The 26,556-nt window shown below is 52.5% G+C and carries 28 protein-coding genes; 3 read left to right on the top strand and 25 right to left on the bottom strand.

The window, feature by feature from the left end; all coding sequences use genetic code 11:
* Window positions 1-28: 28 nt before the first annotated feature.
* The 5 genes from QMX81_RS01525 to QMX81_RS01545 are packed head-to-tail and all read right to left on the bottom strand — an operon-like array spanning window position 29 to window position 5,622.
* Window positions 29-1,519: a hypothetical protein gene (locus QMX81_RS01525; protein ID WP_282257735.1), complete on the bottom strand. Its 1,491-nt coding sequence runs from the start codon at window positions 1,517-1,519 to the stop codon at window positions 29-31.
* Between the two features lie 38 nt (window positions 1,520-1,557).
* Entirely contained in the window at window positions 1,558-2,361 is an 804-nt protein-coding gene (locus tag QMX81_RS01530; protein ID WP_282257736.1) for a hypothetical protein, read from the bottom strand.
* Window positions 2,358-3,182, bottom strand: a complete 825-nt coding sequence (locus QMX81_RS01535) for a hypothetical protein (RefSeq protein ID WP_282257738.1) — start codon at window positions 3,180-3,182, stop codon at window positions 2,358-2,360. The genes QMX81_RS01530 and QMX81_RS01535 overlap by 4 nt, the downstream gene beginning before the upstream one ends.
* Entirely contained in the window at window positions 3,179-3,985 is an 807-nt protein-coding gene (locus QMX81_RS01540) for a hypothetical protein (RefSeq protein WP_282257740.1), read from the bottom strand. The genes QMX81_RS01535 and QMX81_RS01540 overlap by 4 nt, the downstream gene beginning before the upstream one ends.
* A 56-nt stretch (window positions 3,986-4,041) precedes the next feature.
* Window positions 4,042-5,622: an LA2681 family HEPN domain-containing protein gene (locus tag QMX81_RS01545; protein ID WP_282257742.1), complete on the bottom strand. Its 1,581-nt coding sequence runs from the start codon at window positions 5,620-5,622 to the stop codon at window positions 4,042-4,044.
* Window positions 5,623-6,212: 590 nt separating this feature from the next.
* On the opposite strand from QMX81_RS01545, the gene QMX81_RS01550 reads away from it, so the two are divergent.
* Entirely contained in the window at window positions 6,213-6,548 is a 336-nt protein-coding gene (locus QMX81_RS01550; RefSeq protein WP_282257743.1) for a hypothetical protein, read from the top strand.
* A 48-nt stretch (window positions 6,549-6,596) separates the two neighbouring features.
* Here the strand turns inward: QMX81_RS01550 and QMX81_RS01555 are convergent, their stop codons facing one another.
* Complete coding sequence (locus QMX81_RS01555) at window positions 6,597-7,901, bottom strand: ankyrin repeat domain-containing protein (RefSeq protein ID WP_282257744.1); 1,305 nt, start codon at window positions 7,899-7,901, stop codon at window positions 6,597-6,599.
* Between the two features lie 155 nt (window positions 7,902-8,056).
* Here QMX81_RS01555 and QMX81_RS01560 point away from each other — a divergent pair, with 155 nt between their 5' ends.
* The gene (locus QMX81_RS01560; RefSeq protein ID WP_282257745.1) at window positions 8,057-8,608 is read left to right on the top strand and encodes a hypothetical protein; all 552 of its coding nucleotides are present in this window, start codon (window positions 8,057-8,059) and stop codon (window positions 8,606-8,608) included.
* A 103-nt stretch (window positions 8,609-8,711) separates the two neighbouring features.
* Here the strand turns inward: QMX81_RS01560 and QMX81_RS01565 are convergent, their stop codons facing one another.
* From QMX81_RS01565 to umuD, 6 genes are all read right to left on the bottom strand, one after another.
* The gene (locus tag QMX81_RS01565; RefSeq protein ID WP_154329545.1) at window positions 8,712-12,020 is read right to left on the bottom strand and encodes an N-6 DNA methylase; all 3,309 of its coding nucleotides are present in this window, start codon (window positions 12,018-12,020) and stop codon (window positions 8,712-8,714) included.
* A 65-nt stretch (window positions 12,021-12,085) separates the two neighbouring features.
* The gene (locus tag QMX81_RS01570) at window positions 12,086-13,042 is read right to left on the bottom strand and encodes an IS1595 family transposase (protein WP_154329546.1); all 957 of its coding nucleotides are present in this window, start codon (window positions 13,040-13,042) and stop codon (window positions 12,086-12,088) included.
* A 145-nt stretch (window positions 13,043-13,187) separates the two neighbouring features.
* The gene (locus tag QMX81_RS01575) at window positions 13,188-14,450 is read right to left on the bottom strand and encodes a Y-family DNA polymerase (RefSeq protein WP_282257750.1); all 1,263 of its coding nucleotides are present in this window, start codon (window positions 14,448-14,450) and stop codon (window positions 13,188-13,190) included.
* An 11-nt stretch (window positions 14,451-14,461) separates the two neighbouring features.
* The gene (locus tag QMX81_RS01580; protein ID WP_282257752.1) at window positions 14,462-14,785 is read right to left on the bottom strand and encodes a hypothetical protein; all 324 of its coding nucleotides are present in this window, start codon (window positions 14,783-14,785) and stop codon (window positions 14,462-14,464) included.
* A 63-nt stretch (window positions 14,786-14,848) separates the two neighbouring features.
* A complete protein-coding gene (locus QMX81_RS01585; RefSeq protein WP_282257754.1) occupies window positions 14,849-15,724 on the bottom strand; it encodes a hypothetical protein in 876 nt (291 codons plus the stop codon).
* Window positions 15,725-15,746: 22 nt separating this feature from the next.
* Window positions 15,747-16,187 (bottom strand): translesion error-prone DNA polymerase V autoproteolytic subunit, encoded by a 441-nt coding sequence (umuD, locus tag QMX81_RS01590; RefSeq protein WP_282257756.1) that lies wholly within the window; start codon window positions 16,185-16,187, stop codon window positions 15,747-15,749.
* Window positions 16,188-16,445: 258 nt separating this feature from the next.
* Between umuD and QMX81_RS01595 the strand changes: the two genes are divergently transcribed.
* A complete protein-coding gene (locus QMX81_RS01595; protein WP_282257758.1) occupies window positions 16,446-17,735 on the top strand; it encodes a hypothetical protein in 1,290 nt (429 codons plus the stop codon).
* A 39-nt stretch (window positions 17,736-17,774) separates the two neighbouring features.
* On the opposite strand, the gene QMX81_RS01600 is transcribed toward QMX81_RS01595, so the two are convergent.
* The 13 genes from QMX81_RS01600 to QMX81_RS01660 form a co-directional block, all read right to left on the bottom strand.
* The gene (locus QMX81_RS01600; protein WP_282257760.1) at window positions 17,775-18,458 is read right to left on the bottom strand and encodes a hypothetical protein; all 684 of its coding nucleotides are present in this window, start codon (window positions 18,456-18,458) and stop codon (window positions 17,775-17,777) included.
* Window positions 18,459-18,567: 109 nt separating this feature from the next.
* Window positions 18,568-18,963, bottom strand: a complete 396-nt coding sequence (locus tag QMX81_RS01605; protein ID WP_282257761.1) for a hypothetical protein — start codon at window positions 18,961-18,963, stop codon at window positions 18,568-18,570.
* Between the two features lie 110 nt (window positions 18,964-19,073).
* The gene (locus tag QMX81_RS01610; RefSeq protein WP_282257762.1) at window positions 19,074-19,622 is read right to left on the bottom strand and encodes a hypothetical protein; all 549 of its coding nucleotides are present in this window, start codon (window positions 19,620-19,622) and stop codon (window positions 19,074-19,076) included.
* A 33-nt stretch (window positions 19,623-19,655) separates the two neighbouring features.
* A complete protein-coding gene (locus QMX81_RS01615) occupies window positions 19,656-21,887 on the bottom strand; it encodes a fimbria/pilus outer membrane usher protein (RefSeq protein WP_282257764.1) in 2,232 nt (743 codons plus the stop codon).
* A complete protein-coding gene (locus QMX81_RS01620; RefSeq protein WP_336619078.1) occupies window positions 21,884-22,519 on the bottom strand; it encodes a fimbria/pilus periplasmic chaperone in 636 nt (211 codons plus the stop codon). Before QMX81_RS01620 ends, QMX81_RS01615 begins: the two co-directional genes overlap by 4 nt.
* A 76-nt stretch (window positions 22,520-22,595) precedes the next feature.
* A complete protein-coding gene (locus tag QMX81_RS01625; RefSeq protein ID WP_282257768.1) occupies window positions 22,596-22,907 on the bottom strand; it encodes a hypothetical protein in 312 nt (103 codons plus the stop codon).
* A gap of 14 nt (window positions 22,908-22,921) precedes the next feature.
* Window positions 22,922-23,761 carry an ankyrin repeat domain-containing protein gene (locus tag QMX81_RS01630; RefSeq protein WP_282257770.1) on the bottom strand — a complete coding sequence of 280 codons (840 nt, stop codon included), beginning with the start codon at window positions 23,759-23,761 and terminating at the stop codon, window positions 22,922-22,924.
* Window positions 23,762-24,210: 449 nt separating this feature from the next.
* On the bottom strand, window positions 24,211-24,537 hold the full coding sequence (locus QMX81_RS01635) for a hypothetical protein (RefSeq protein ID WP_282257772.1): 327 nt from the start codon (window positions 24,535-24,537) through the stop codon (window positions 24,211-24,213).
* Between the two features lie 74 nt (window positions 24,538-24,611).
* Complete coding sequence (locus tag QMX81_RS01640) at window positions 24,612-24,803, bottom strand: hypothetical protein (RefSeq protein ID WP_282257776.1); 192 nt, start codon at window positions 24,801-24,803, stop codon at window positions 24,612-24,614.
* Between the two features lie 67 nt (window positions 24,804-24,870).
* Window positions 24,871-25,368, bottom strand: a complete 498-nt coding sequence (locus QMX81_RS01645) for a hypothetical protein (protein WP_282257777.1) — start codon at window positions 25,366-25,368, stop codon at window positions 24,871-24,873.
* A 13-nt stretch (window positions 25,369-25,381) separates the two neighbouring features.
* Window positions 25,382-25,765, bottom strand: a complete 384-nt coding sequence (locus tag QMX81_RS01650; protein ID WP_282257779.1) for a hypothetical protein — start codon at window positions 25,763-25,765, stop codon at window positions 25,382-25,384.
* A 1-nt stretch (window position 25,766) separates the two neighbouring features.
* Window positions 25,767-25,916 (bottom strand): hypothetical protein, encoded by a 150-nt coding sequence (locus tag QMX81_RS01655; RefSeq protein ID WP_282257781.1) that lies wholly within the window; start codon window positions 25,914-25,916, stop codon window positions 25,767-25,769.
* 123 nt (window positions 25,917-26,039) lie between these two features.
* Window positions 26,040-26,537, bottom strand: a complete 498-nt coding sequence (locus QMX81_RS01660) for a hypothetical protein (RefSeq protein ID WP_282257783.1) — start codon at window positions 26,535-26,537, stop codon at window positions 26,040-26,042.
* Window positions 26,538-26,556: the final 19 nt, after the last annotated feature.

A 26,556-nucleotide genomic window follows, 5' to 3' on the forward strand; every position in this document is an offset into this window, starting at 1 on the left:
GGCAACACCGGCTCAATTTCACTCACAATTACGACCCGGACCGATCAAACCTGCTCACACCATCGCTGTTTACAAAGTACAGCGCATTGCAACCAAAAAGAGCAATTTGTGTGTCAGTGAACTGGTCAGGCGTACCGCCAGTGTGGTTGAGCATAATAGCCGTGTGCTTACCAATTACGGCTCGGCCACTCTGAGCTACAACCCAGCCTGCATCACCGCTATCACGCATTGCATAGCGAACGCGAATGTACGCATCAACTGTCTCGAGCTCCGCGTCCCTAAATTGCATTTTGGCAACTTGCAATGCGAGGACTAAGGATTGATTGACCTGATCAAGCGCAACACCATCAATCACTTTCAAATTGTTCGCGACAATTTTAAGGTGATCATGCCCCCGCCCTTCAATAAGATCGATGAGGCTTGGAAACTTCATGACTTCGCCTTCCCGCTCACCGCTTTTCTTTGAAATGCGATTTGCGATGTCTACGAGCGTACGCGTTTCCGCGTCAACGTAAAACACAGAGTCATAGACGAAACCACCATCGACAACAAATTCATCACCCTCAACCAATGGCTCATCACCAAAAATAACATGGTGACCGTTCAACTGGTAGGACTGAATCGCACCATCATCATCGACAACTGATCGAATGCGCGAGAATTGAGTTTTTTCATCAAAGTCCACGTTGGCAATTTCATGCAAGTGGCGGCTTGCAATTCTAATTGCTGCGATGGCACTGTGTCGTAGATCCCCTTCATCCATGTCATCAAGTTTGCGTTGATACAAACCTTTAATCACGCCCTCAAGAAATATATCCGACGGCTCCCGAAATACAGATGCTGCTTGTTGGCGCGCCTCATAGATTGTTGATGGCGGTTTATAGGCGTTTGCGATCTTACTCATCTGATCTAAGTTTGATCGCAGAACATCATGACCCTGGCTTGCATCTTCATCAGCATCGATGAGACGTTCCGTCGCAAGTTGCTGCATCAACCCCTTCGCGCCGCCCGCATCCAACATGGCGTCAAGCGAGTTAACCATGCTCTCCATGCCGTCAACATCGCCTTGAGCTTTTTGTTGTGAATTGTCTCCGAATGCATCTACCCACTTCGCTCGGTACTCATTAAAGCTGTCGAAAACTCCAATCAACAGATCCGAGTACGAAGCTACAGCGTACTTGCCCTTAGGCAATTCGACCTCAATTTCAGCAATGTCGGAAAAGTCTGCCGTAAAAGCTACAATATTTCCCGTTTCCGCATCGACCATACCCAGAAGACTGTCCTCGTCTTTTACGGCTTGTATGTCTGCTGATGCGTTCCAAGTGTGTAACAAGTCTTGCGCTTCATAGACCATCCAAAGGTGTCTTGTAACCAGATCTCCTTGGTTTAAAACATCTTCCCTTGACATTCCTCCGGAGCCTAGCAATTGCGATGCATAAGCAATTTTCTGCTGCACCTGCTCATCAGTGAATGCCGCACGACAAGCTTCATCAATTTTTTTCCACTCTGCTTGGCTCATTCTTTCGCCTTAGATGATTTGAGGTTTGGATCGAGAAATTATGGTGTCTCTGTGGGCCGCTTCACAGCGAGAACCTTGCCAGTGCGCCCATCGACTATGCCGACAGCAATCAAGTCAGCCAGCACCACTGATTTCTCCACAGCCAGGCTGACAGGGCTTTCCATGGTAGCGGCCTGGACATCCAGCCCTTGAGCTAACAAGGGGCTTCGCAACCTGTACTGGAACACCAAGGTGGCGTGGGGCTTTAGCTCTCTGCCGGCACTCGGATCCATTGGCACAGACATCGACCTGGAAGCGAACGCGCTCTTGAAGCGATGGTAGGGAAGTTCCCGGTGAAACGCATCCATCTGTGCGGTGGTGAAGCCAACCGATGCGGCCTTACCGGTGGAATTGAGCCCATCGACGCTGGCCCCCAAGGCGTTGGTCATCACGCGGTCAGCGATCACAGTGTCCCACTCGTCTGACACAACATCCCGCACCGTGATCCGCCCAGCAGATGTACGGAACATGCGCGTGCCGGACGCAGCTTCCACGTTCGCCCACATCATTTGAGCGTCGGCGTCGTAGCCAAAGGCGGCATCACCGTCCTTCGGTGAGACACACAGTTGTCCATCCTTCGCGCCCTGAGGAAGAGTGGCGATAAATGCATCAATCTGCTTTGCATGCTGCTCAGTGGACAGGAATTCGTCGTGCACAGGTGCGTGTGTGAGCACCTTGACAAGGTCACGAGTGGCATGTGCTCCGACGTAAGAACCAACCACCAGATTGCATGACTGCGACAGTGGCAATGTGGCGGCGTTGGCGCTGCCAACTGCCAAGGCGGCAAGAGTGAGCCAGCTCATTGTGATATGTCCTTTTCGTTCACCGGCCCCAACCACTGAGGACGACGGAAGAAGCGCCCGCGCGCTACAAGTTTGTCCAGCCTCGTCACCCGGTCGTGGTCGTTGTGGCGTGGCGCACGCCTCTTGAACTCCTCCAGCGCGTCACGTGCGGCCGCAAGATCATCCTGTCCCATGTGCCACTCAATAATGTAAGTGATGAAGGACGTATTGATTGGCTGGTACGCGTCCATGGCCTTCAACACTTCTCCAAAGCGGCCCTTTTCGGTTCGGTAGGGATTGAGGTCGTACTGCATCTGTTGAGCCGTTAGTGCCGCCTGGAAGATCTCTGCAGCTGGCTTCTTGCTCATGACGATACGGTAGTACGGGCGGATTGCCGCCTTCTTCTCGTTTTCAATTTTGAGTGCTGCGTAGTCCATACCACGATGGAAGCTGGCCTGATTGAGCAACCGCGTGTTGTACATCTCTAGCATCTGCTCAAAGATGCTTTGAGCATGAGCCTCAGACATGCCAACGGCCAGGACCACCACGCGGTACTCACCTCCAAGTCGTTCGCGGACGAACCACTCCCAGGCGATACCTCCGTTCTTCTGCCACGCAAAAGCACCGCGCCCGTATCCCGCGTAAAACGGCACACCCTCCCCGTCCACATGCAGCCACGCGTAGTTCTTGGTGCAGTGTGGACCTGACATCCACTGGGTCTGTGTCACGCACGCATCGTTGCTGTACGACGCGAGCAACGGCACGTCCACGCTGATCTTGCTTACGCCCGACGCTTTGGCCTGTGCAATCAACTCTTCAACGTCAACGAGCTTGAACGTCACTGTCCGTCTCCCAATGCGTACACCTTGAGCACCTTGCCGGTTTGGACGTCCACGACCGCAATCTTGAGCAAGCGTCCTTCAATGAAGTGCTGCTCGTCCTCGTAGTGGGTTGGACGATCAATAGTCGGGTATTCGCGTTCAGTGTCCTGTGTGATGAGTGGCGGGACAACTTCGTACTGGAACACCTGCGTCAGACGGCCCTTGTAAGAGCGAGCGTCTGCGGGTTCCATTTGAAGAATGGCATCGACGGTTTCATAGTCCGTTTCCAAGCCCTGTGTATGGGAGACAGCAGTGATGAGTGCTTTTTGTGGTAGCGCCACTTGGTAGGTTTGCCGCTCAGTTTTGGGGATGCGCGCACTCACACCGTAGGCATTGGTGCCTATGTAAGAACTCTCACGCCTCTTCGTCTCCTTTCCATAAAGGGGAGCGTAGTAGCCACCCACACGATGCATCTTTAGATACAGCACATCCCCTTCGTACTGCTTCTTCTCAGCGTTGTACTTCCACGTGTTGTCCAGCGCCCTAATCACCATGCTTCCAGCGCACAGTTGGCCCGTAGCGATGGCCGCAGGAAGTGCAGCAACCGCGTCCTTGGAGCGTGTGGCGTGATCTGCCTCACTCTCAAATTCGTCCTTCCCAGGTATCGACTTCAATGCGTTGTACACCGCCACCATGTCGTGCCCAGCAAAGGTTGGTGGGAGCGTCGCCCCCTCTTCCAGCGTGCACGCCGTTGAGAGCGGCAAGGGCGCGGCGGACAGACTTCCACACCCCATCAATGCTGCTACAGCGAAGATCCTTTTCACTCGTTTTCCCCTGTGGTGGCCTTAGATATCTTGGATTACGGATAAAGATGGGTGAGCTACCCTTTCAGCTCATCGGGTATGGACTGAACCCCAAACGACACGGATCGGGCACTATCTTTTTCGGCACGCTGCACTTCAGCTCGATGCATTGCAAGGCTCAGGTACACGATTGCAGAACGTGCCATGGTCAAGACACGCAAGGCTTTGGCTTGGAACTCGTCCAACGTCATCTGTTCCGACAGTCGGTCGTGGTGCATTGATGTTTCGTCACACTCGGAGCGGGTCCAAACAATCTTGAAGAACCGATGCTCCAAGGCATTACGTACGACGTGCAGTTCTTGAGCGTCCGGAGATGCGTATTGTCTAATGTCCTCGTTGAAGATATCTTCGGACAGGCTGTACAGCGCGTGCAGCCATATATTTTGACTGCCTTCAAACTCCGGGCGAATGGTTGTCTCTGTGCCCTTCTTGGGTTCAGTCCGCCACAGTCGTGCGAAGTCAGCCGATTTGCGTTTAGCACCAATCTCCCAGCGGTCACGCACAAAGTACGCAACCTTGTCCAACAGCGAGTAGGCGGCACGGAACGCGGACTTGGTCTGCTCAATTGCGATGCTGTAGCGCGCACTGTCGGCGTTGGACGACAACATTACCTCGCGGTCGGCCGGGTGCGTTGCCTGTCCATCTTGCCCAGCGAACAAGCACCAGCGGGCGTAGATGTACTCCTGCTTGAGTTGGTTGAACGCTGCGAGGTACGAGATCCCAACACCATCCGCACGATGGGTCGGAAGCGCAAGAGAGTCGGTTGCGGCCACAGACCGTGTGTACCCATCGTTCATCGGGTTGAGGAACAGCCTGTTGTCCAGGCACCAACGGCGATACTGCTTCTCCTGGTAGCTCCTGCCAAGTGAGAACTTGTCCATCCAGGCGAGATCCGGATCGCGGTCAATACCGTACTGATCCATGCGATTCTCAACTGTTTCCAGCATCCATTGGAAGCGTTCTGCGGCCTCAAAATATGTAGCGCCATGCGCTCCAATGGCAACGGCCCCGCGCAGTTGGGCGCGGCCCTCAATGCAGATCCATTCGCTGTGCCCCGAGTCATACAGGTTGCGGGCATAGAACAGCAACGCGCCACCCATATTGCCTTGCGCCATCGCCAGCATCGGGTCAAGAGTCAGGGCTTTTCGCCACTGTTCAAGTGCGTCAAACACGCGACCAGTCTTGTTGAATGCGTTACCCAGGTTGGAGTGGATCTGCGCACGATACTCAGCTGAGTGTTCCGAATAGCCCTCATGCGCGATAGCCGAGCGCAATTGATAGATCTGAGCGGTGTTGTCCGGCTGGTTCCACGACAATGCGTTGTCATCGGTACGACGATGTATGTACAACCATCCCAAAGCGTTGGCGTGGAAGTAATGCAGCATGCACCCATGCCGCTGGTGGTCCAACTCGCCAAACTCTCCGATCACCTTAACGCAACGCATCAACAAATCAAGGTCTTTGCTTTCACCCGCTGCATCGATGAGCGCGCCCAGTTGATCGATCTGTGTGGACGTAATCGAGCCATCCACTGCCCGAATGGACAGTTGGTCAGCAAGCGCAAACATCTGTTCATGGGTCAAAATAAGCGCGGTCAATGCGTTCTCCGAACGTCAGCGTGTAGCATGGCTTCCTAGTCTCCATTACACACCGACATGAGCCTAATTTCGACCGTTTTGCTTCTGGCGGCTGTTGGGAACCCCTCGCCCCCAGTTCCCGTGGAGTCCAGCGTGCTGGTTGCTTCGTACGCGCGCGACAGTGCCAGCGCTGACAAGAGGTACAAGGGCGCGAGGCTTCGCGTGAGGGGGGTCGTAGCCAAAGAGCCTGATCTCTACAGGCGCTCGCCCTCCGTGGCGCTTGAAGGCTCTGAGATCTACAACCGGCCTGTGGCCGTGTTGGACCCAGCCCGTAAGGATGAGCTCGCCGGTTTGCGCGCTGGACAGTCGGTCACCCTCGATTGCCCGGGCGACGGCCACGTCTCCGGCACGCCGATGCTCATAAAGTGCACGATGGTTCAGCCTGTGCCCGACCACAGCCGCTAGGGTTGTAGGCCACTCCACAGCCGAAAACTTAGTGGTTGGTTGCTTCACTACCACCCAAGCATCCACTGATGTGCTGTTTAACGGCTGCTTGTGCGCGACTTTTTTATCGCATATACCTACATCGGCCCCTTCCACTGGAGACGACGATGGCTAAGAAAACAGTACCCAAAAAGTTTCATGACATTGACGAACGCTTTATGCACTCCATGGCACGGATTGCCAAGGATCATGAGGACGGTGCAAGCCTCACCAATATCGCAATGACTTGCAACAGCAAAGCGAAAGGCATTGACATTGATGAGGAGTTCTTGGAAAAGGTGCTGGCATTGCGCGAGTGCAATCGCACGCACACCATCTACACAATTCGCGACCAAATGAACACACAGCGCATCATCAAGGAAGTGAAGTCGGAACCCGCAGCGGATCTGCCGACGTACTCGGAGGACGAACTGGACTGCTTCACCACTGTCTTTGAAGACTAACGTCCCTATTAACCAAAAGCCCGCACAATGCGGGCTTTTCTTTAGACGTTACATGCGCCGTTTTACGCGACTGGGTTCATCCTCTAATCCTACCGCGTCGGCCAACAACTTACGCTGGTGCTCAGCCACAATTCGTGGAGCACGATCAGCAAGATCACGCCACACAAATTTACGATCCCGGTAGACCATGTACTCATCGGATGTCTTCATTCCGTATTCCGGGTTTTTAATCGTTGGATCTGCACCAAATTGAACAAGCATCTCCTGCATTCGGCGTGACTTGGCCAAGTACAAAAGCTCGCCGTCAATTTGGAAATTCCCCCGAAGCATGCGCTCAAGCAAAACCCTGGCGTACTCACAGTTGTCATCCATCACCGTGACTTCCAGAATTCCACGATCAAACGCCCCAGGCTGGTTGAAGTACGAAACGTCCGCAAGATCTTTGAAAATCTCATACCAGTTACAGAAGTAAGCCACCCACAGCGGATGCCTTTCTAGCAATTCACCGTCGCCGTCGCGAAAATCAAAACTATATGAATAGTTCTTAAGCAGGAAACGGGCAATATTCGGCTTTCTCTTGATAATTAAAAAGGATAGAAGCGGATAACCATTTTTAAACATCATATTTACATCCGCGCCTTGAGACACAAGAAGCTTTGCCATCGCATTTGACTTCGTACACAGAAGCGGACAGATCTCGGTTTCGTGCACACTATTCGGATTTGCTCCCGCTGCTAACAGGATTTTTGCAATAGCAATGTTGTCGTTGGTCGCTGCAACACACAACGGCGTGCTTCCATTGCTATCCACCGCACTGTAATCAGCTCCAGCTTTAATCAACAGTTCTACGAGGTCGATCCTGCCAACTTGGACTGCTGAGTGAAGGGGTGTCTTATTCAAGGACTCATACTCTGTAGGTTCACCCAAACACTCAAGGCCAACATTTGGATCTGCGCCGTGTCCAATCAAAACGCTCGCGAATTCATACGCCCCATCCTTAATGCACTCGTGCAACAAAGTGGCGTTCTTACAATGACTCTTGTCGCTGACGACGCCGCCCGATTCATAGTTGACGTCACCGCACGCCGAAACGATCTGAGTAAAGTCTTCAAGACTCTGACGCAAGTACGCGTCACGCGCCCAGTAGACACCCACTGATTTACGCTCAGATTGCTCTATTGCCTTGAGAACATACACCACATGTTCGTCCTGGACAGCATCCTCATCGATTGACTCAGTCTTTAATCGACTTTCCCCCTTTTTTCGAAATCTGTAAAAGTAATATGCGGTATAGCTACACGCACCAACAATAAATCCAAATACAGAGAAAGTGATAAATTCAATTATTCCCATGAAACCCCCTTGTTAGTAGTAATGAATTCAGGGAAACATGGAATTCAACATTGTCAAGCTATGCGCAAATTGTTTTTCAGCAACGCAACTCGCACTACGTTGACAGAGTCAATTATTGCTGATATAGCTGGCGAAACGGACAGGGAGGTATACATATGAACTTACTCGAAAGCACCGGCCGAACCATTATCAGCAGCGGCCAGGACACATCCAATCTGCTCAGCGAAGCAACGCAGCGCGCTGCCCATGCCAACGAGCTTAAGAAGATCAAACTTGATCAGCAGGAGGCACGTCTAAGTGATCTTCAACACCGCAATGCAATGGAGAACGTACAGAAGATCCAGCAGCAATCTCGACTGATCGAAGAACTGCAAAACAAGTTGCGGCGTTCCGAGTACAAAAGAGAAGTGCTGCGCGATCTGGCCGCAGACGTGATCATTGATCGTGCAACCGTTTCCCGCAGCATTCAGACCTTGAAGCTCAAATGGTCGCGGCCAGAGCAGCACGAACAATTTCAGCAGGATTACGTGACCGCGCGCAATGAAGAAAAGGTAAGCATTGAAGGTGACGCGTTACGCCAACATAAAGCCTATGACCTTGTGGATGACGTCGCCGCAAGCTGGTCCAATCCTGAGTCTGTTCGCCGCCGCCGCCAGCCCAAACTGCCAGCATCTACGCCTCCTCCCATCCCTACGTCCAACACCTAAAAGTTTTGGCTCTGTTAGCGTTGGGTGTTGGTTTTCAAACGCACGCAAGAAAAAGGGCTTGATTCCAAGCCCTTTTCAAATCAGATAGTTAGGCCAAAATTCTCTACTTTCCAGGGCGCTTTTTGGCCTTCTTCGCAGCGGATTTCCGTAGCCCAGCCAGCCAGGTTTCCATCAAGGCGTCGGCGTCCTCACGGATCTTATCGACAAGCACGCCTCGCTTCGTTGCGTCTGCTTCCTCGTGGGCAGCCTCGACCTCTCTGGCAAGGTCAACATGGGACTGATTGGCCGGGTCAAACTTCGGCAACCGCATGTGCTTGAAGATGTCGCCGACCTGGATGGCAACATTGTGGCTCTCGACGAACTCAGCCACCGTCGTCGAGTTCAAAATGCCGCACAGGTAGTGGGCTTCTACCTTGTCGTCCATGGCCACAAAGAAAATCTTGTGATCCGGAACATACGGGCGTTTTCCAATCAGTGGGACATCGGCACTACCAGCCACTGCAGCGCTGAACTTGCCGGACATCTCCGCCCAGATGACCTTCCACTTCTTGAAGGTGAAGTCGCCGACATTGTAGATGGCGTAGTAGGGGGCGCCCATTGCCAGCATGCGGCCACGGTAAGTGGAGCGCTGTTCTAGTAGTTCGTTTCCCTTCTTGTTGAAGTGATCAAGATAGCCCTTCGTCTTCTTCAACGACTGGTATTCAAGTTTTGCCTTCTCAAAATCCGCCTTCTTGATCCCCTTGTTGGGAACGATCGCAAACAGTTCTTCGACGGGCTTCAAGTAGCAAGGCTGGAAGTCGGCGGCACCCTTGATTAGTGGATAGAGCCAGTCTGGCTCTATCCACGCCTTACGAGCAGGGCCAATATCTGTTCGTCCGGCTTTCGGCCTGGATTCGATCTGGACAAGTTTGTCGTTCTTGTTCTCGTCGAGAACCCTGACGAAATAGATGCCGTTGAGGTCAACAGTGATCCCCTTGCGACCCTCAACCCAAGGCAATTCTTCCACTTCGGCCATGGGCTGCAAAATGGCAAACCGGCCGGCGGGCAAGATTGCCCATGGTGATCCTCCGCCAGAGATCGGATCGGCGGCCATGTCGGTGCGAACCGTAAGACTCTTTACCTTGTCTAGCGTCAACGCGGGATTGATCGACCGGCTTTCCCGCTTCTTGCGTCCGTGCGTGTCAACCTCGTCCTTTTCCTTGGCGTCCCAAACACAATACGGAACTGGATACTTCGGTGCGCGCTTGGTCTTCTCAAATACGGCCACCGCAGTCTTGTTGGCTGCGTCCGGGAAAGGTTTCAGGGCCTTCAAGTCGTCAACACTGATAGGCACGAGATTGCCTGTCTCATTGATCCGGAAGTTGCGGAACCCAGCCGAGGACGGGTTCTGGAACACAGCCTGGGTGATAACGAACGCCAGTTTGCCGCCATCCTTCAGCCACTTGTCGCCCGTGGTGTAGGTGATCATGGCGGAGATATCCAGCTCGTTGCCACCGTGATGTTTGGTCTTGGAAAAGATGTCGTAGCCTTCGCAAACCGACTTGACGCGATTGCGGTAGGCCTCCGGAAGACTGGACCAGCGCACCCAGGGTGGGTTGCCAACAATGGCGTCGAACTTCCCAGCAGTGGCAGACCAGAAGAAGTTGCGAACGATCCGGAACCAAATGCCATTCCAGTTCTTGCGATGAAGGTTGAGCACCTGATCATAGGTTTCGTGTAGCGGCAGCGCCCATTCCTTTCCTTCTTCGTCCGAGACAAGCCCCGAGGACAGCAGCAATGCCTGGACGGTATGGAACTCCTGGTCTTGCTCGACTTGCTCCCCCATCACTTCAAGCACTTCATCCAAGCGCTCACGATTGAAAGCAAGTGCTGCGGGAAGTTTGATCTTCAGGTTGGCTTCACTACTGCCGATCTCGTATGGCACTACCTTCTGCCCGTCGATTGGATCGGGCGCGGGCGAATAGATGGCGTCCGCGAGCAAAACGGGGATTTCAACCGTGGTGCCTGGCGCTTGCTTGAGTAGATCGGCGATCTCCATCAGGAAGTTGACGCGCGCGGTTTGGACCGCCAGTGGGTTGAGGTCAAACCCCCACACTTCGCTACAAAGTGCTTCGATTGTGGGCAAAACACCAAGGCCTTTGCTCATTGCTTCCTTCTTCTTGCGCCTCAATACCGAAATCAGGAAAGCACCGGACCCGCAGGTGGGATCGAGATAACGCTTACCGAGCCAGTCTCCGTCCTTGACTTGATCAACGGTAAAGTCAACCAGCCAGTCGGGGGTGTAGAACTCGCCCAGACTCTTGCGCAGGGTTTCGGGCACCAGATCTTGGTAGAAGTCGCGCAGCGTATCGCGCTGGCGATCCAGATGATCGGTGCGATACAGGGACAATTTGCCCAGCAGCGCCTTCAACGACTGAACCAAGTTCGCTTGAAAGCGCTTGTCCTTGCCTGCTTCCAGATACCAACTGAAGATGGCTTCTTCGACGAACCCATTGATGTTTGACGCACTGAAAAGTTGACCGCCTTCGATGTCCGTTTCGAGTTTCTGGAGCAACTTGTCTGGCGTGAGCAGGGCGCACATGGCTTCAGCGGGGGCTTTCTCCGCAGCAAGGTTGTGCGCAGAGACGATCTCCGCAGCAAGCAACTTGATCAATAGCGAGTTATAGGAGTGGATAACGAATAGTCGCCCCGACAAACTCTGTTCTGTCGGCCCCGTCCAAGTGAAGTTCAGGGTCTTGTTGATGGCTTCCTTCTGGTCTGTCGTCAGGTCCGCAACCTGACCGTAGAGGCTCTTCCATTCCTCATAAAGCATCTTGATCTTCGAACGCTTGGAATCTTTTAGAGCCGCCGAAAGTGCGTCGGCAAACACTTGCATGACATCGGTTGCCACGGGCGAGCCATGGCCAAAGTCCCGGATGAGGTTCGCGGATTCAACTGCTGGGCGAATGCTGTCCAGGCAAGCGTCAACTACCAGACCAAAGGACTGGATCGAGAACGGCAGGAGGTGGCCGGCGTGGATGGCACCGTCCCGCACCTGGGTAAAGCAGATATGTTCGCCGTCGATGGCAATGCCGATGAAGTCGGCCTCGGGAAGTCCTTGCTGGGCGGCCAACTTCGTGATGTAGGGCAACAAACGCTTGTCTGTTGCCTCAATGAACTTGGCGCTCTTGTCGCTGCCCTTGAATAGCCCTGGGCCTTTGAACTCGATGACCACATTGTTGTAGCTGCTGTCGCGCTTCTGCCGTTCGGCGTCAAAATCAAGACCGGTGGCCTGTTCCAGCGCGCTAACCCAAGCCAGCCGAACTTCCTCTTCCCCATGCCAAGGCTTTCGCCGCTTGCGGTCGATGTCCTTGAACGCCTTCAAGACAGCCGCCGGATCGGCTACGAGTGCGACAACAGGTTTTCCAGCCATGGGGGCTTCTCGGTAGTGAACTCTCATCTTTCTACCGGAAATCTGGCCAGTGTCAATGGCCAGGACTAATCCCCTAGCGCCCCCGTGAGGAACTTGCGAGGTGTCGGGCGGTTTTTCGGCACATCCAAGTAGCGGTGCCAACCCAGATAGTTCGGCAGGTTCTTCGTGGCCACGCCCCGGAACCGAAACATCCAACCCTTCAAGCGGCTGTCGTAAGCGTTGACATTCTGGATGTGGTAGACCTCGCCCTTGCGCTTCTTCTTGGGGTTGGCGGGCACGCAGCGCAGCTCAATCTCCATGGCCTTGGCCAGCGTGCGATAAGCGCTGGCGTTGTCCGAACACAACACAACATCCGTAGCCAGAACGGGAACCAGAGCCTTGCCAATATCCTTGGCCGTGCGCGAGGGGAGCACCTTGGTCAAGGTCTTGCCGGTGGAGCGGTCGCGAGCGACCAGCACGGGGATTTGCTCACGCGACAGGCCTCGCTGGCTGGCGGGTTCGCCACGGTGTTTGGCCGGACGGGGCATGTCCTTTCTCCGGCCCTTGAAACTTTCCTTGAAGAAGGTTTCGTCGGCTTCCACGATCCCAGACAACTCGACAGGGTTCATCTGGCTCATGGCTTCCAGGAACCGATGACGCCAGCGGAAGGCGGTAGGAACACTCACGCCCAACCGTTTCGCCGTCTCGCGAACCGTCATCCCTGCCACCATGCATTTCGCATTGGCGATGTGCTTCTCGCTATGGCGCAACCCGACAAGTGGCGTTCCCGTGATGGGGGAAAAGGTCTTGGCGCAATCGTGGCAGCGAAAGCGCTGGTTGCCCTTATAGCGTCCCCACTTCTGGAAGGAGACGCTACCGCAGTGCGGACAGCCCTTGATGTTTTCCGCACGCTTTTGGAGGACGACGGAGCCTTCCACCTGGCTTTCCCGCGCCTTCAACGCCTGCTTCAACTTCGAGCACTCTTCCGCCGTCAGGTTGCCAATGGCCGGAAGGATCTTTTCAACTCGGGACTTCTTCGGCACTTGCCTTTTCCCAGCCCGCAAAAGGGGCAGGTTGAAAGTCTATCAACTCAACTCACAACCAACACTGAACGCTAACAGAGCAAAAGTTTTAGGGACACGGGTTACACACACACGCACTCCCTTGCGCGTATAGATTTGCCAGCGCTCAGCGCGCTGTCAAAATCTCATCCCAACGGGTCGTGAAGGAACGTGACAAGTGCTCTTGGCGCATCGCCCAGGCTGCGGTGGTGTCTGGCGCTGTGCTTGATGAAGCAAACGACATGCTGCCGCGTCCAAATTTCTGGTTCGCCTGATCCAGCACGGCCATCAACCGTTCGGATTTGGGGTTGCGCACCTGGGCGAACAAATCGGCTTGCTGGACGTGCTCGGCGCTCAGATCCACAAGCCCTACACCGGCCTTCTTCCACGCGATGTTTGGACGGTACATAGCCGCTGTTGCGGCTTGCGCTGCTTCCAAAATGGTCCGCGAGTCGGACGTAGGCATCACCAGCCGAACCGTACGGGATGGGTGGTACTGCTGCGCGTTTCCAAATGGGTTGGTGTGCAGGAACACCCACACCCCGTGCGCTGTCAGCTTGCGGGCCCGCAACTTCTCGGCGGCACGCTGAGCGAACGTAGCCACTGCTTGCGCCAGGTCGTTTTGGGAGTGGATCTCGGAGCCAAAGGAGCGCGAGACAACGATCTGTTGTCGTTCGGGCTCAGCGTCCTGCAGCTCGGCGCACCGCACTCCGTTGAGTTCGGTTTGCGTGCGCACCAGAACGACTCCGTAACGGTCTTGAATGGCTCTAGGATCGGCTGCAACCAGATCGTCTGCGGTGGTGATCCCTTCGGCCAACAGGCGTGCTGCGAACTTACGGCCAACACCCCACACGTCGCCAATAGGGAACTTGCCCAGGTCGGTGCGGCGGACGTTCCACACGCCCTGCTCCGTACCTTTGGCGATCTTGTTGCCCATCTTAGCCAGCGTCTTAGTGGGCCCGATCCCAACACAACACGGAACCCCGACCCATCTCAGAATGCGTGCGCGGGCTTCTGCGGCCACCTTGCGCCTGTCCTGCACGCGGATGCCTTTGAACGACACGAAGCTCTCGTCAATGGAGTACACCTCCACGTCGGCGAACAGGTCGCGCAGGATCGTTGCAATGCGTGCGGATATGTCGCCGTACAAGGCGAAGTTGGCGCTGCGCACATGCAGTTGCTTACGGATATGCGAGGGAATTTGGTGGATCGGTTGCCCCATGGTGACACCAAGGGCTTTCGCTTCGTTTGAACGGGCAATTGCGCAACCGTCGTTGTTCGACATCACAAGCATAGGGACGTTGCGCAACGATGGATCAAAGATGCGTTCGACGGAACAGTAGAAGTTGTTCCCATCGACCAATCCAATCAATGGCTGCACAACAGACATCACATCTTCCTCTATGGCTTAGGGGTGTCTTTGATTTGCATCAGGCCTTCATCAGAAAGCGCTTGGGTGATATTGGCGGCAGTCTGTTCGGCGATCATCTGCGCCGTCGGTGTCATTTTGCGCGCCACCGAGTCCCACATCATTCTCATTTGTTGGTTGATAGTGTATGGCTCGACGACCCAACCCTCATCATGCACAACCACAACACTGCACTCTTTAAAAGTTTTAGTAGGCGCGGGGCCGCGAATACACTCCTGTATCAATGCAGGCAATGGAGCAAGCTTGAAGTCTCCACAGCCACATGACGCTGAACTATCCAATTTAATCATTTCCATATCGACTCCTTTTTGCATTGAATACATTCAAGCAAACACAGAAGCCAACATTGTCAAGCCCAGTCACATCCTTCTTTTTTGCTTAGGGGCGTCATCTTGCGTCTGGCCGGCGTCCGCAAGCGCCGTGTTGATATTGGTGGCTTCTCGTTCGGCAATGCGACGTTCGCCCTCATCAACTTCCGAGTTAATGCTTGCAACCACTCTGCACAATCCCTTTCCATTGTATTCTGGTGAAGGGCGGTCAACATACACACCCCACTCAACCAAGTCTGAAATTAACCCAGGACAATTGTTGAATAGAAACGTTTCGCAGGCCACGGGAATGCCGCCACTAAAGTCACACCCATTCTCGCGCATGATCCGCAAAACGCTGTGCACATGCCGCGCTGGCGAGTGGGTCAATTGATCAAGCAGCATGGTGTAGCGAAGGTCACTGCGTCGTTGAATTATGGCGACTATCAATGGCTCAATACGTTCGTTAAAGCACTCCTGGAAGGCAAGATCGTAAATTCTTGCAAGAACGTAGCCAATATTAGTGTGGCGATCAAGAACACCCATGCCAACCAAGGCCATGGAAATGTCAACACCCTTTTCAAAGTCCGGTGAATTTGGATCCATCGTACTGAAATGCAATAGAAAGCATTCTTCAACGGCGCTCGCGGCCAAACTCAGGACTTCCAGCCGGTCACCGCATTCCAACGCATTCATAAAAATCCCGGCAGCCTCCCACTTGGAGCATCTTGATAAAACCCGCTCAACTTCTTCAATGTCGTTGTCGCGCACCAAATCAATAACCGAATTGCTCGCAACAGGCTGCTGATTACACTTAACAACCAAAGGGGCATTGGCAACCCCACCAAAACCTGCGCCAGTCAAAAAATCCTTAATTTTTTGAAACACCCCCATATCAACCCCCTTATTTGCCTTTAATACATTCAAGCAAACACAGAAGCCAATATTGTCAAGTGTGACGGGTGAAGGACCACGTGACCACACCCCACACGTCCAATTCAATGTCGGGCGGCACGATAATGGGTGGGATGTCTTCTGCGGACGAATGCAATTCAAATTGTCCGCGCCGTTGAACCAACTTCTTTACGGTGAACCCACCTTCCCAGTTCACAAGGACGATGTCCCCATGCCGTGCAGTTCGCGAGCGGTCCACCACGAGCGTGTCCCCAGGATGGATGCCAAAGCCCACCATCGACGTGCCGGTGTCCGCGTGGGCGAAGAACGTAGCGACCGGATTGGATATGCAGTGGCGGTTGAGATCCAGCCCGTCTCCATCGCCGTAGAAGTCCTCAGCGGGGCTCGGGAAGCCACACGTAACATTCACAGGCAGGACCGGGGCGCAGGCCTCAGCGGGCTGCGGGTGGGCTTTGGTGTAGGTACTGGCGGCCATGTTCGTGCCTTGGCTGTGGCCCGGTATGGTACAGCCATCGTTAGTAAGAATACTAACCCTGCCTACTGAACGCTTTAACCTCTTCCCACCTAGAAGCTAGCCTGCTCTGGCAAGCAGCCATAGAGCCCCTGCCTATAGAGTCAAGTCTAGCGAGTTTGACGGAAGAATCTGAGCCCACAAACGGATATGATCGGACTAACACAATAATTGGATGACGATATGCATGAAACGTTAAATAGCATCGAGTTCAAATCACTCATGCATTACTACGACAGATTTTCGCAGGAAATCAACGATCAACCAAACGAAAAACATCACCGCCACCTTCTAGAAATGGATATTGAGTCCGCTTGCAAAGATCTATTAAACCTGCACAGCCGCTCGCCATCCGCCTTCGCTAAATTTCTGGCGGACACTGAATTTGAATTGGCTCAGATCAGCAAAATAACCAAAGCTATACACAAGCACTCCGGAAATCTCGACGCAATGATATGCAACCTATTCAACGCCAACGCGATGGAAACACCCATCCTCAAGTATCCACCGAACGAATACCTACTCATAACGGGTGACCAGCCGAATTCACGGGCAGATTACAAAAAGAATGACTTATTTGTCACGTACCTGACAAATAAGTTGCTTCCCGGCATGACCGCAAAGCAAATCGCACAACTGGGTTTTTATCAAGAACACCTCCTGGAACATGACCTTCAAAATCCACGATTTAACGAGATATACCAAGAAGCCATTGAAACAGGCGAAATAAAGGAAGCCCACACCAAATATTGCAGAGACGTGATACAAGCAACTTTGCGAACTCATCACAATCGTATAGAACATCGATCAACCAGCGCAAATCCCTCACCTTGCAACTTCGACGCGTGGGGGTTGCACGAAATGGTTTTGTACGTCTACTGCATTACCCCGCAATACGATTTTGCAAGCACCCGTGAAAAAACAGAAAAAGCCATTCAAGAAATAGTGGACGGAATTGAAAACAACAAATTAACAAACGTTTCAGACTTTAAAATAACAACAGCATGTTCAACGATCTTCAATAGCAACCACCCGATCGCCCATCCACTCAAATCAGCAGCCGACAAACTTCTGAAGGACGGGCTCACGTCAATACTGGACTATAACGCGCTTAAATTCGTAGAAGTAGACAAAGAAATTATACAGATCATCGCAACCACACCGATAAACTTGTACAACAAACTTGAAGGGAAGATGCACTTCGGCTTCCACTCTGACAAATCACCCAACATCATACTAAAAGACTTAGAAATCCAAATTGCTTCTAGTACAGACAGGCTGGCGAGAGCAGTCTCCTTAGCCATGCTGCTAATGAGCAGCAAATCAATATCGCATGAAGGCCGCCCTGCATTTGTCAGCCTCATTGCATCCATGATTCAATCCTTAAACCTTGCACTTTATGCATCAAAAAGACATCAACTGGAAAACAGTAAACTCAATGAGTTGCTATTTACAATCGAAGCAGATCTATCAGACATCCAGACCACACTGGTCGCCGACAATCACCTATAGGCCCTGCATTGCAGGGCTTTTCTATAGTGCGTCCTTCGCCTACATGCGCCGCGTTTGAACCGAACGTTGCACCTCAGTTGGTGCCTGTTGAACTTCACTGACGTGTTGCTGTAACCGCAAGCGCTGGAATTCATCATCAAGATTGTTGACAACAGACACATAGTCGGCGATGGAGTGAACGGGGATTATGGAGTCAGAGTCACGCTCCATGAAGTAATAGGGTGCAGGATCTTCTAGGACCGTCGGACCCTTGTAGTCGAATTCTGCGAACTTACGCGTGCATAAATAATAACCGCCAGCCAACTCTTGAAGTTGGCATGCACCAACCATTTCAAAGGTCAATTCAGCATCACGCGCTGTAGAGGGAATGACTTGATGATCAACAGTGCACCCCAAATCATAGATCCGCGAGTCGATTGCGTCCTCGAAAGCGCTGCTTACGCACTCATACAGATAGTCGCTGGCCATATCATCGTCCATAAGAGAGTCTGGACCATCAAAGTGCAGGCCCCGATCATTTAAGACGGCCTCAAACCATTCCACGCACTCGTCGCCGTCATCATCAAGGTACTCGACTTTACAGACAGCACTCAACTGCTCGATGACGAATTGATCCTCATAATCTTCATCGAATGACATTGCGGGATTGAACGCGACGACGGTCAGCCACTCCCTATCGCCAGACCCCTCGATTTCATTCGCTTCACGTTCATTACTGACCATACGACCTCCTGATTGATTGATATACAACCAATCAAACACGGAACTCAATATTGTCAAGCTTGAAGTTCGCAAAGGAATGGATTTGGATCGGTGAATGAGTGTTCGCCCCTTACGCTTGAAGCGTGCTGTCATTGCCGTCGTGCTCGGAACGCAGCAACGCAAGCAAGTGCAAATGAACTGTGCTCAACAGTGATGCGAGCACAAAAACTGCTGCAAACACCAGATGACCCAATTGCGGATCCATAAGTGCGTTACAGGCTACAACCGCAAACAATGCAACCAACACTGCTTGCTTAAATATGAAGTAGCGACCTTGGGCTGCCATAGCCAGAATGGAAAGCGCGCAGACGGCGTTTGTCAAAAGTAAAGCCAGAACATCACGGGGCTGCAAATATGAAAAGGCATTGAAGATAGATACGACTTGAACGAGAACCCCAAGAAGAGGTGAAAGAACAGTAACGAACAAGAACAATAATGGTGAAACCCGACTTGACTTAGCATTCATACAACCCCCTATTTGATTGGTGTGCCTCCAATCAAACACGGATGCGAATATTGTCAAGACAAAAAAGGACGCATTTCTGCGTCCTTTTAATCCATCCCACTTGACTACAATCAATACACCACCGTAACTTCTAATGAGCCGCTGTACGTTCCGCTCTGAGGAACCTTTTGGGCACCCTGTGACATATCCATATTGAACGCAACTTGGAATTGATGCATCTGGCTTTGACCATTGCCGACTCCTGCGATAGCGCCACTGTTTGCATCGGTACTAAAGATTGCGCCACCTCCAGGCAGAACGCCCTGGGTGATTTTAACTGGATACGATTTACCGGTATTGTCATCCGTTACAGTGATTTCACCAGCGGCAGAAGTGTCAGCTTCCAATTTGTAAGGCAGTTGGTCGTTGCAAGTGACAAACACACTTCCTGGTACGGATTGTCCACGCTGGGACAACGATACGTCGATAACAGTTGCGCCGTTAAAGTTCTGAATGTCACACTCAGATGTCACATTGACAGTGACAGGAATTGAAACACTTTGTGCAGCGTAGGCCGAACCAGAAGCAGCCAACAGCAATGCAGATGCCAAGATAGTTGATTTGTACATTTTTACCCCCTTAAGAATGATTGAAAAAGTATAGCGATAATGTTCGCTCAACTCATTTAATCAAAAACATATAGTCTGTCAAGCTTATTTACACTCAATATCAGAAATAGAATACAAATCTGCATCGACCACCAACTCCGCCTCGCACGATCCATCAGGTGTGACGGCGACAACAACAGAATTGGCCTCAGGGTTATCCAAAACAAAGTAGCCTTCGCTCACCCGCACATCGCTGCCTTTATAGGCCAATTTATCAACCGCGTATGGCGCACCATGACGCACAATTTGGTATTGACGCATCGTGTTGTTGCGTGTCGGGAAATCAATCAACGCACCACCTCGGCGTGGAGCCGTGAAGCCAAGCTTTCCGCTTTCTATGAGAACGTCGTCAGGAAGTGTTCGCTGATCCAAAAACGCTGTGTTGCGGTGCAGGCCAACCAAGTTGGTGAGAACAGCCGTGCCGTTCTTGTTTGTGATCGCTCGTTGCCCTGCGGCGGTCAGGCTGACGTTGCTTTGCCCTGGAACGCGCACAACAGCCCATGATCCGTAAGAACGGCGGGTGGGTACGAAACCGCCCTCCCCGATCCATACAGCACCGCTTGCGCGCGCGTGCCCCATCGGCAACGCCCCTACTGACGCCCCTGCCGTCACGTCTGCCGTTTTGAACTGAGCAGAACCCGATGCATAGGTAGTCCTGCCCGCGCCAATGTCGGTATTAGACGCCTGCCAAGTGACCGGCACACCGGCAACCACACCCCTTCCATTGAGTTGGCCATTGATCGTCAGGTCGGGGGCGGCGCGGGCTATCACGATGCTTGTGGTTGTTCCCCATCGATGACGCCACGACAGCATCACATCCTTGGTGGAGCTTGCAGGCTCGTACCGAGCGTACAAACTCAGTTCATCGCTTGTCGAAATCCTGTAGCGAAGCCGTGCGGTGAAATATTCACGTGCAGCCCTCTCCTCCTGGTACAGGATTTCCGTGTAGTTGAGATCCCCGGACACCTTCCCGACAAAGCCTCCCACTCCCAATGTCGTGGTTCGCATGGGGATTGACGACCAACCGCGTGGATCCGAAAGCTGCCAGTAGTCCCCCCAAACGCGCGTCTGACTGGCGTGGACCGACCACGCCCTGCTGCGTCGCTCGTAAGCCACTGTTGCAGCGGAACCCGAGCCGGATTTGGCGATTGATAACGACAGCGCGCCACCGACACCCATGTTCCACGTGTTGCCCAGTTGGATGTTTGTTTCGCCCTGTGACCGCACGATGCCGCCACTGACGGTCCACCGGTCCGTCAGGCCGCGTGCGTAGAACGCGCTTGCGGCAAAGGCTCCGTACTCGTTGCCCAATGAGCCCTCACGAACAAGACCCGCTTGCGCGCCCCATTCACTCAACCCACCCTTCAAAGAATTCGGCAACACATAAAAGCTTCGTACAACTCTCGCCTCACGACCAAACTCATCACGGACGACCAGCGACAGGTCATTCAGTCCCGTCGTGTACGACAAATTTGAGAATTGGTAAGGGCCAGGCTTTAGCTCTGCTGATGCACTCCGATCATTCACGATGATCTCGGCCGTGGAGCGTGTATCCGCAACGCCGCCAACGACAGGAACAGGATAAAACGGAGATCCGGACAACTGCCGATCGGTGCCAATGGAAACCCCCGCAAGATTGACGGTGCGAACCAAGTTTGAATAGGGATTGGTCGCAAATACGTCACCGGCTTGTATCTGCAATCGGCGTTGGTAGAAGTCCTTGCTCCACGTCGTCAGTGCACGGCTGTGCTGGCGACTGGAAGGCGCAACATTGAATTGGGCGGTATACAGAAGAAAACCGCCCAGGATGTCTGATTGGATGTCATAGCCAAGGGAGCCAAACGTTTGTGACTCCTGTTGCAGCACCGCGACGTCATACCCGAGCATCACTCCCTTTGCAGGTTTGGTGATTTCTGTTGAAAGTCCCAAAGACGCGCCAATGTCTTGATTGGGCAAGAACTTCGCTGGAACGGACACTTCATACGTTTGAGTCGATCCATTGAAGTGAACTTGCGCGCCGATATCAAGTGTATAGACCACCTCGCCTGGAACATCGCTTGAAAGAACCACGCCGAACTCTTGCCAACGCGCACGGGTAAATCCAATGGCACCATTGCTGGACAACTGCACCAATTCAACGGTGCTTACACGCTTGCCGTTGATATCAATGGCTGCAAGTGTCGTCTCCGATATGTCTGCCCCGCGCGCGTTTGTAGCCACCCCTAAGATGAAAGACAACGACAACGCCACGGCGAATGCGGTGGCGTTAATTTTCATCTTTCACTGATCTCCATCCGTTGACCATTGACAATTGCGCTCACCGGCCCACCAGAGAGATTGGGCACCTGAAACACACGGGTTTCACCCGGCAGCACGTACCCCATCAATCCAGACTGAGTGGATCCACCCGTCGTTGGAGACACAATTTGGGCTGTGGCGTCACCACTGTTTGTCACAGACCATTGCTTCGCGTTTAAGCGCCCCACCAAGATCGGCTTTGAAGAGTCTTTGCGCCAAATCCATGACAAGTCTTGATGTGCAAGCGTCTGAATTCCTTTCGCGCCAGGATTAGGCAGCTGGGTCATCTTGATCCGATAGACTTCCTCAGAAGCTCCTGAACTACCGCGCAGGTAGCGAACGGTCTGAGTCTTTCCGGGCTGCACGGTAATGAGTGCGGGGGCAAAACGGATCTTGTTGCTGGGCTGGCGCACAGACTTACTGTCTATCACCACAACCTCATCAACAGATATTCGGTAAGTCACCTCACCATCCCCATTACTGTTGTCAACAGTGAGTACCCCTGTTGTTTCGGATGGGCTGTACACGGCCGACGTGGGACCAACTGACACGGCCATCGCTGAGCACGAGACAGTCAATAAGCACGCACCTAACAGAACTCGATATATCATTTCTCACCTCCATTTATAGTTGTATTTAAATCAATCACGGATCCCAATATTGTCAACACCACAACATGAGAAATTTCTAAGGCCATTGACGCAGTTCTCCATAATTTGCCGTGATGATGAACGGCCCTGTGTTTGCAACGCACTCCTCGCGGTTGCACCACAACGGAAGATCTTCGCCGCTGTAGGCATCTGCATTTCGCTTGACGCTGAAATAGATTGGCAACTGCTGTCGATCAACGCGTTCGTTATCACAATTGAGGTATTGGGCCGCTTCTCCACTGAGATAGGCGCACGTCTCGGAAACGGACAAGTACGATCCAATTGGGGATGATTGGGCACCGATAGCAAGCATGGGTACAGCACTTAGAGCAAAGATCACGTTTTTCATGTCAAACCTCCTGGTCAGTGTTGTGTGTTGTCAAGCGGGCTAGTTCGACCCAACAGCACATTGATGTACCGCCGGAGCATTGATTGCGGCTGCTGTGTCAGTTCACAGGGAACCTCTTGGGGGATCACAGGTTCGTCCTGACAGCTCGCAATGTCGGCAGGCTCTACAGGTTTGGTTTTTTCAACCTGCTCAACACCCAGGCCCGCAAACGAATTGACATGTCCGTGCTGAGCCGCAACTTCAATTGGCGTTACACCCGCATGATCTGGTGTGTCTGCATTGCAGCCCCACTTGACCAACCGCGCAATGAGCTCTTGGTCGTCGTACAAAGCACAGCACCAGTGCAAGAGGGTCATGCCCCGTGCGTCTGATCCCGCGATGTTTGCATTGAAGTCCATGCACACTTGCAATACGTCACGTGCACGGGCGATTTCCTCGATTTTGGCATCACTGTAGTTGTCCGGCTGGGACACCACTATTGAAGCGAACATGTCGAACAGTGCGGCGCTCACCGCGTTGGTGTACGAATCCGGGCCCACGCGCACCACGTTTGCGTCGGCGCTTGAAATTGGCGTGAATCCCGCCAGGCCCAACCACTTAACCGACTTCATGTCATCAACCGGAAGCAAGTCGGCGAGAAATCCGCTCGCCTTATCAATCTGACTGCACGCGTTGTGCGCCTGCACCTCGTCCGCAGACACAAACAGTTGTGCGGTCCACACCCGATTTGTAATTTTGAATAATGGACTTGGATCTGCGTTGTTGATCAGCGCCCGTCGCACAGACACAGGGTCAATCTCTGCGATGGCCCGAATGTAGGCTTTGGTTTGATTATTGTCGTATTTTTTATTCATAGAACTCCTTGATTTAGTAGATGATCACAGTGATCAATCGTTGAATTTTCAATCCTTGGCTGATGAACTCAGCACTTTCTTTACGGACAACAGGCTCCCGCATCCCCGCAGTACATTTGAAGACACCTGCATCAAGAACGAGGCACGACTCAGCTATCGTCATTGAGACAAGAAAACTCCCCCGTGCGGATTGAGCAAAGGATGACTCAGATAACAACCCGAGAATGATAAAAATCAGCGCCCTCATAAATCCCCCTGTTATTCATCGATGTAATTCCAATCAAACATGGATCCGAATATTGTCAAGCCCACAACTTGACAAATAGGGCAAGCGATCCAACCCGAAGGGCCGCGACCGTGGCGCGGATTGAAAATTGGGAGCGCGGTCCGGAGGATGACCCATAAAAAAAGCCCCTAACCTGGGGCCTATCTGAATTGCTCAATTTTTTCTAACTCAAACGCGAACGCAGCACATAACGCAGCAAGCTCGATTTCGTCACTCCGTACTTGTTTGCCAGCGCCTCAAACTTTTCAACGACAAGTCTTGCATCTGGAAACGCCGATATCGCGTGCTCTCGAAGTTCCCTGCCCCGATCCTTTCCTGTTTTTGGCCCTCTCATCTGCGCATCGCAACGTAAGCGAATGAACTCTTTATGATTGAAATAAGGATCTTCAATATAGTCCCAGACCATTTCCCGAAATTTCACCGCCATACGCTTGCCTTCCTGCGACGCGACATCGTCCAACGCCGTGTAATACGAAATCGTCTCGTACATCATTGGATACCCGCAGAAGGCCTTAGAACCTTCTCGTTGCTTCTTCGTTTGCAAAGTTTTCTCACCAACTTTAGTCATACCACCCCCATAATTTTTGTGCTCAGCCACTCGGCTTTAGTGAAATTCTTTCTGAGCCCTGTCCAACCGATCATCTTCATGTAACGGCGAGTCATCTCCTCCCGAATTAAACAATCGTGGACTTTTTTAGGCTGCCAAAAACTTGCACCCGACGCATGGTTCCACAAGAAATATGTATTCTTTTTCATAAAACCCTCCCTTGCCTTAACTCATACAATCACAATTGCTAACATTGTCAATACGTGCAATTACCAATCAGATCCTTCGCCTTGGGCATTCAACACCTTCATTCGACGCGACACTCTGCTGCAATCTAACCGCCTGGGCCGCACGGCACTTTGATATATACAAGGAAAGCAATTCAACAACCTCCATACATTCAACAGCCTCCGCAGCGAGTAGCGTTGACTCAACTTCATACATTGCGACCGCGCCCTCCTCATCGAGAATGCGTTGCATAAGGTGAAGAGCATTGGGATCCATTGCACCTTGCAAAAAACCTTCTTTACACATCAACCGAAGAACATGCGGCGGCAATTTCTCACCCCGACTCATCATTGCGTCAATCATCGTCAAAATGTATTCGGATCCCAAAAGGATCATCTTGCCCATTGCGTGTTGGCAAATCTTGTTCCCGCGCCCAGGAAAATCTTCATGTGCTAAGCGCACGTACCAGCGCACGGCTTCAGGACAACTGGGCTGACGCGCTATCGCCTTTGACAACGCCAATTCGTTTCGATCAAGTCTCTCCATCCCCGCTCTCCTCTCACAATGAAATCCTCTGAAAAAGCTCTATAAAGGTAACTACGCTCCCGAAGGCCGCTACCGCGATGCCAGCAAACAATGCCGGAAGAGTGATTGCCTTTATTGGAAGCAGCTGCGCGCAGGTAACTGCCACAGCACTGGTCCACCAAAAAGACAGCTTGAGCGCAGCCAATGTGATCCACAGTGCATTGAGGTCTTCACAAAACCAAAAACAAGTCTTTGCAACGGTTATGATGACCACCCATGGAACTGTGGAAAAGGCTACCATTGCCAATGATGATTTCCAGTTTCGGCGAACCCCGTAACGTACTGCCGCAACAAAGTAGAAGCCGAACGCAGCAAGACTCATAGCATTCACAACAGCGATATCAGCCCAATTGAACATATCAACCGCCGTTTGCGCGTTCGCTGATGTTTTGAAGCGAGACTTGAATGGTGTCCACCTTCTCAAACGCCTCGCCCGCGTAGTGCAGAACAAAAAGCGGCAGACCCACGTATAAAATGTATTTCGCCAATTGCTTGCGCATGTAGTTCATAAAGCCCCCTTGTTATTCTTAGATGTAATTCCAATCAATCATGGAACCCAATATTGTCAAGCCTTAGACTTGATAAAAAAAACCCCCGATGATCGGGGGCTTCAGTCTCAACATGGACGATCTTCATCGCGACTGATATGCGATTGGCACGGGGATAACGCGCAGGTCTTTTCCTCTGCCGCTCAACAACACCCGCTGCCCTTGCTCGATGTCAACGTCGGCGTCCTGGACGACAGAGATCACGCTCTGCTGACCATTACGTGCTTGTGTGCGAATGAAGATCTCCACCCCCTGGCGACCTGTCATGGCGCGCTGTACGGCCCCACCAGCAACAGCACCTGCGGTTGTGCCAACAATCCGTGCTGCGGTCCGTGCGTCGCGGTTCTTGACGCTCTGCGCTGCGCCAGCTCCTATTGCAGCCCCTAAAGCCGTCCCTGTATTGACCTTGGAGCGGTTATCAATGTGCACGGGGCGAACCATGACGACCACACCCTCCTGAATGTCACGAACCGTGAGTGTTTGTTCGCGGCTGTAGTTTTTTGACGATGTATTAGAGCCAGCTACTGCAACACCGGACATCAATACCGAACCCAAGACAAATGCTGTAAGAATTAAACGCATAACACCCCCTTCGTATTGA

This window comes from Stenotrophomonas sp. PS02301, assembly GCF_029959485.1.
Taxonomy (GTDB): Bacteria; Pseudomonadota; Gammaproteobacteria; order Xanthomonadales; family Xanthomonadaceae; genus Stenotrophomonas; species Stenotrophomonas maltophilia_Z.

Bases quoted from the DNA above. Each gene is read 5' to 3' on its own strand.
- QMX81_RS01525 (WP_282257735.1), bottom strand. From the start codon at position 1,519: ATGAGCCAAGCAGAGTGGAAAAAAATTGATGAAGCTTGTCGTGCGGCA.
- QMX81_RS01530 (WP_282257736.1), bottom strand. From the start codon at position 2,361: ATGAGCTGGCTCACTCTTGCCGCCTTGGCAGTTGGCAGCGCCAACGCC.
- QMX81_RS01550 (WP_282257743.1), top strand. From the start codon at position 6,213: ATGGCTAAGAAAACAGTACCCAAAAAGTTTCATGACATTGACGAACGC.
- QMX81_RS01555 (WP_282257744.1), bottom strand. From the start codon at position 7,901: ATGGGAATAATTGAATTTATCACTTTCTCTGTATTTGGATTTATTGTT.
- QMX81_RS01560 (WP_282257745.1), top strand. From the start codon at position 8,057: ATGAACTTACTCGAAAGCACCGGCCGAACCATTATCAGCAGCGGCCAG.
- QMX81_RS01565 (WP_154329545.1), bottom strand. From the start codon at position 12,020: ATGGCTGGAAAACCTGTTGTCGCACTCGTAGCCGATCCGGCGGCTGTC.
- QMX81_RS01575 (WP_282257750.1), bottom strand. From the start codon at position 14,450: ATGTCTGTTGTGCAGCCATTGATTGGATTGGTCGATGGGAACAACTTC.
- QMX81_RS01580 (WP_282257752.1), bottom strand. From the start codon at position 14,785: ATGGAAATGATTAAATTGGATAGTTCAGCGTCATGTGGCTGTGGAGAC.
- umuD (WP_282257756.1), bottom strand. From the start codon at position 16,187: ATGGCCGCCAGTACCTACACCAAAGCCCACCCGCAGCCCGCTGAGGCC.
- QMX81_RS01595 (WP_282257758.1), top strand. From the start codon at position 16,446: ATGCATTACTACGACAGATTTTCGCAGGAAATCAACGATCAACCAAAC.
- QMX81_RS01600 (WP_282257760.1), bottom strand. From the start codon at position 18,458: ATGGTCAGTAATGAACGTGAAGCGAATGAAATCGAGGGGTCTGGCGAT.
- QMX81_RS01605 (WP_282257761.1), bottom strand. From the start codon at position 18,963: ATGAATGCTAAGTCAAGTCGGGTTTCACCATTATTGTTCTTGTTCGTT.
- QMX81_RS01615 (WP_282257764.1), bottom strand. From the start codon at position 21,887: ATGAAAATTAACGCCACCGCATTCGCCGTGGCGTTGTCGTTGTCTTTC.
- QMX81_RS01620 (WP_336619078.1), bottom strand. From the start codon at position 22,519: ATGATATATCGAGTTCTGTTAGGTGCGTGCTTATTGACTGTCTCGTGC.
- QMX81_RS01625 (WP_282257768.1), bottom strand. From the start codon at position 22,907: ATGAAAAACGTGATCTTTGCTCTAAGTGCTGTACCCATGCTTGCTATC.
- QMX81_RS01630 (WP_282257770.1), bottom strand. From the start codon at position 23,761: ATGAATAAAAAATACGACAATAATCAAACCAAAGCCTACATTCGGGCC.
- QMX81_RS01635 (WP_282257772.1), bottom strand. From the start codon at position 24,537: ATGTACGAGACGATTTCGTATTACACGGCGTTGGACGATGTCGCGTCG.
- QMX81_RS01640 (WP_282257776.1), bottom strand. From the start codon at position 24,803: ATGAAAAAGAATACATATTTCTTGTGGAACCATGCGTCGGGTGCAAGT.
- QMX81_RS01645 (WP_282257777.1), bottom strand. From the start codon at position 25,368: ATGGAGAGACTTGATCGAAACGAATTGGCGTTGTCAAAGGCGATAGCG.
- QMX81_RS01650 (WP_282257779.1), bottom strand. From the start codon at position 25,765: ATGTTCAATTGGGCTGATATCGCTGTTGTGAATGCTATGAGTCTTGCT.
- QMX81_RS01655 (WP_282257781.1), bottom strand. From the start codon at position 25,916: ATGAACTACATGCGCAAGCAATTGGCGAAATACATTTTATACGTGGGT.
- QMX81_RS01660 (WP_282257783.1), bottom strand. From the start codon at position 26,537: ATGCGTTTAATTCTTACAGCATTTGTCTTGGGTTCGGTATTGATGTCC.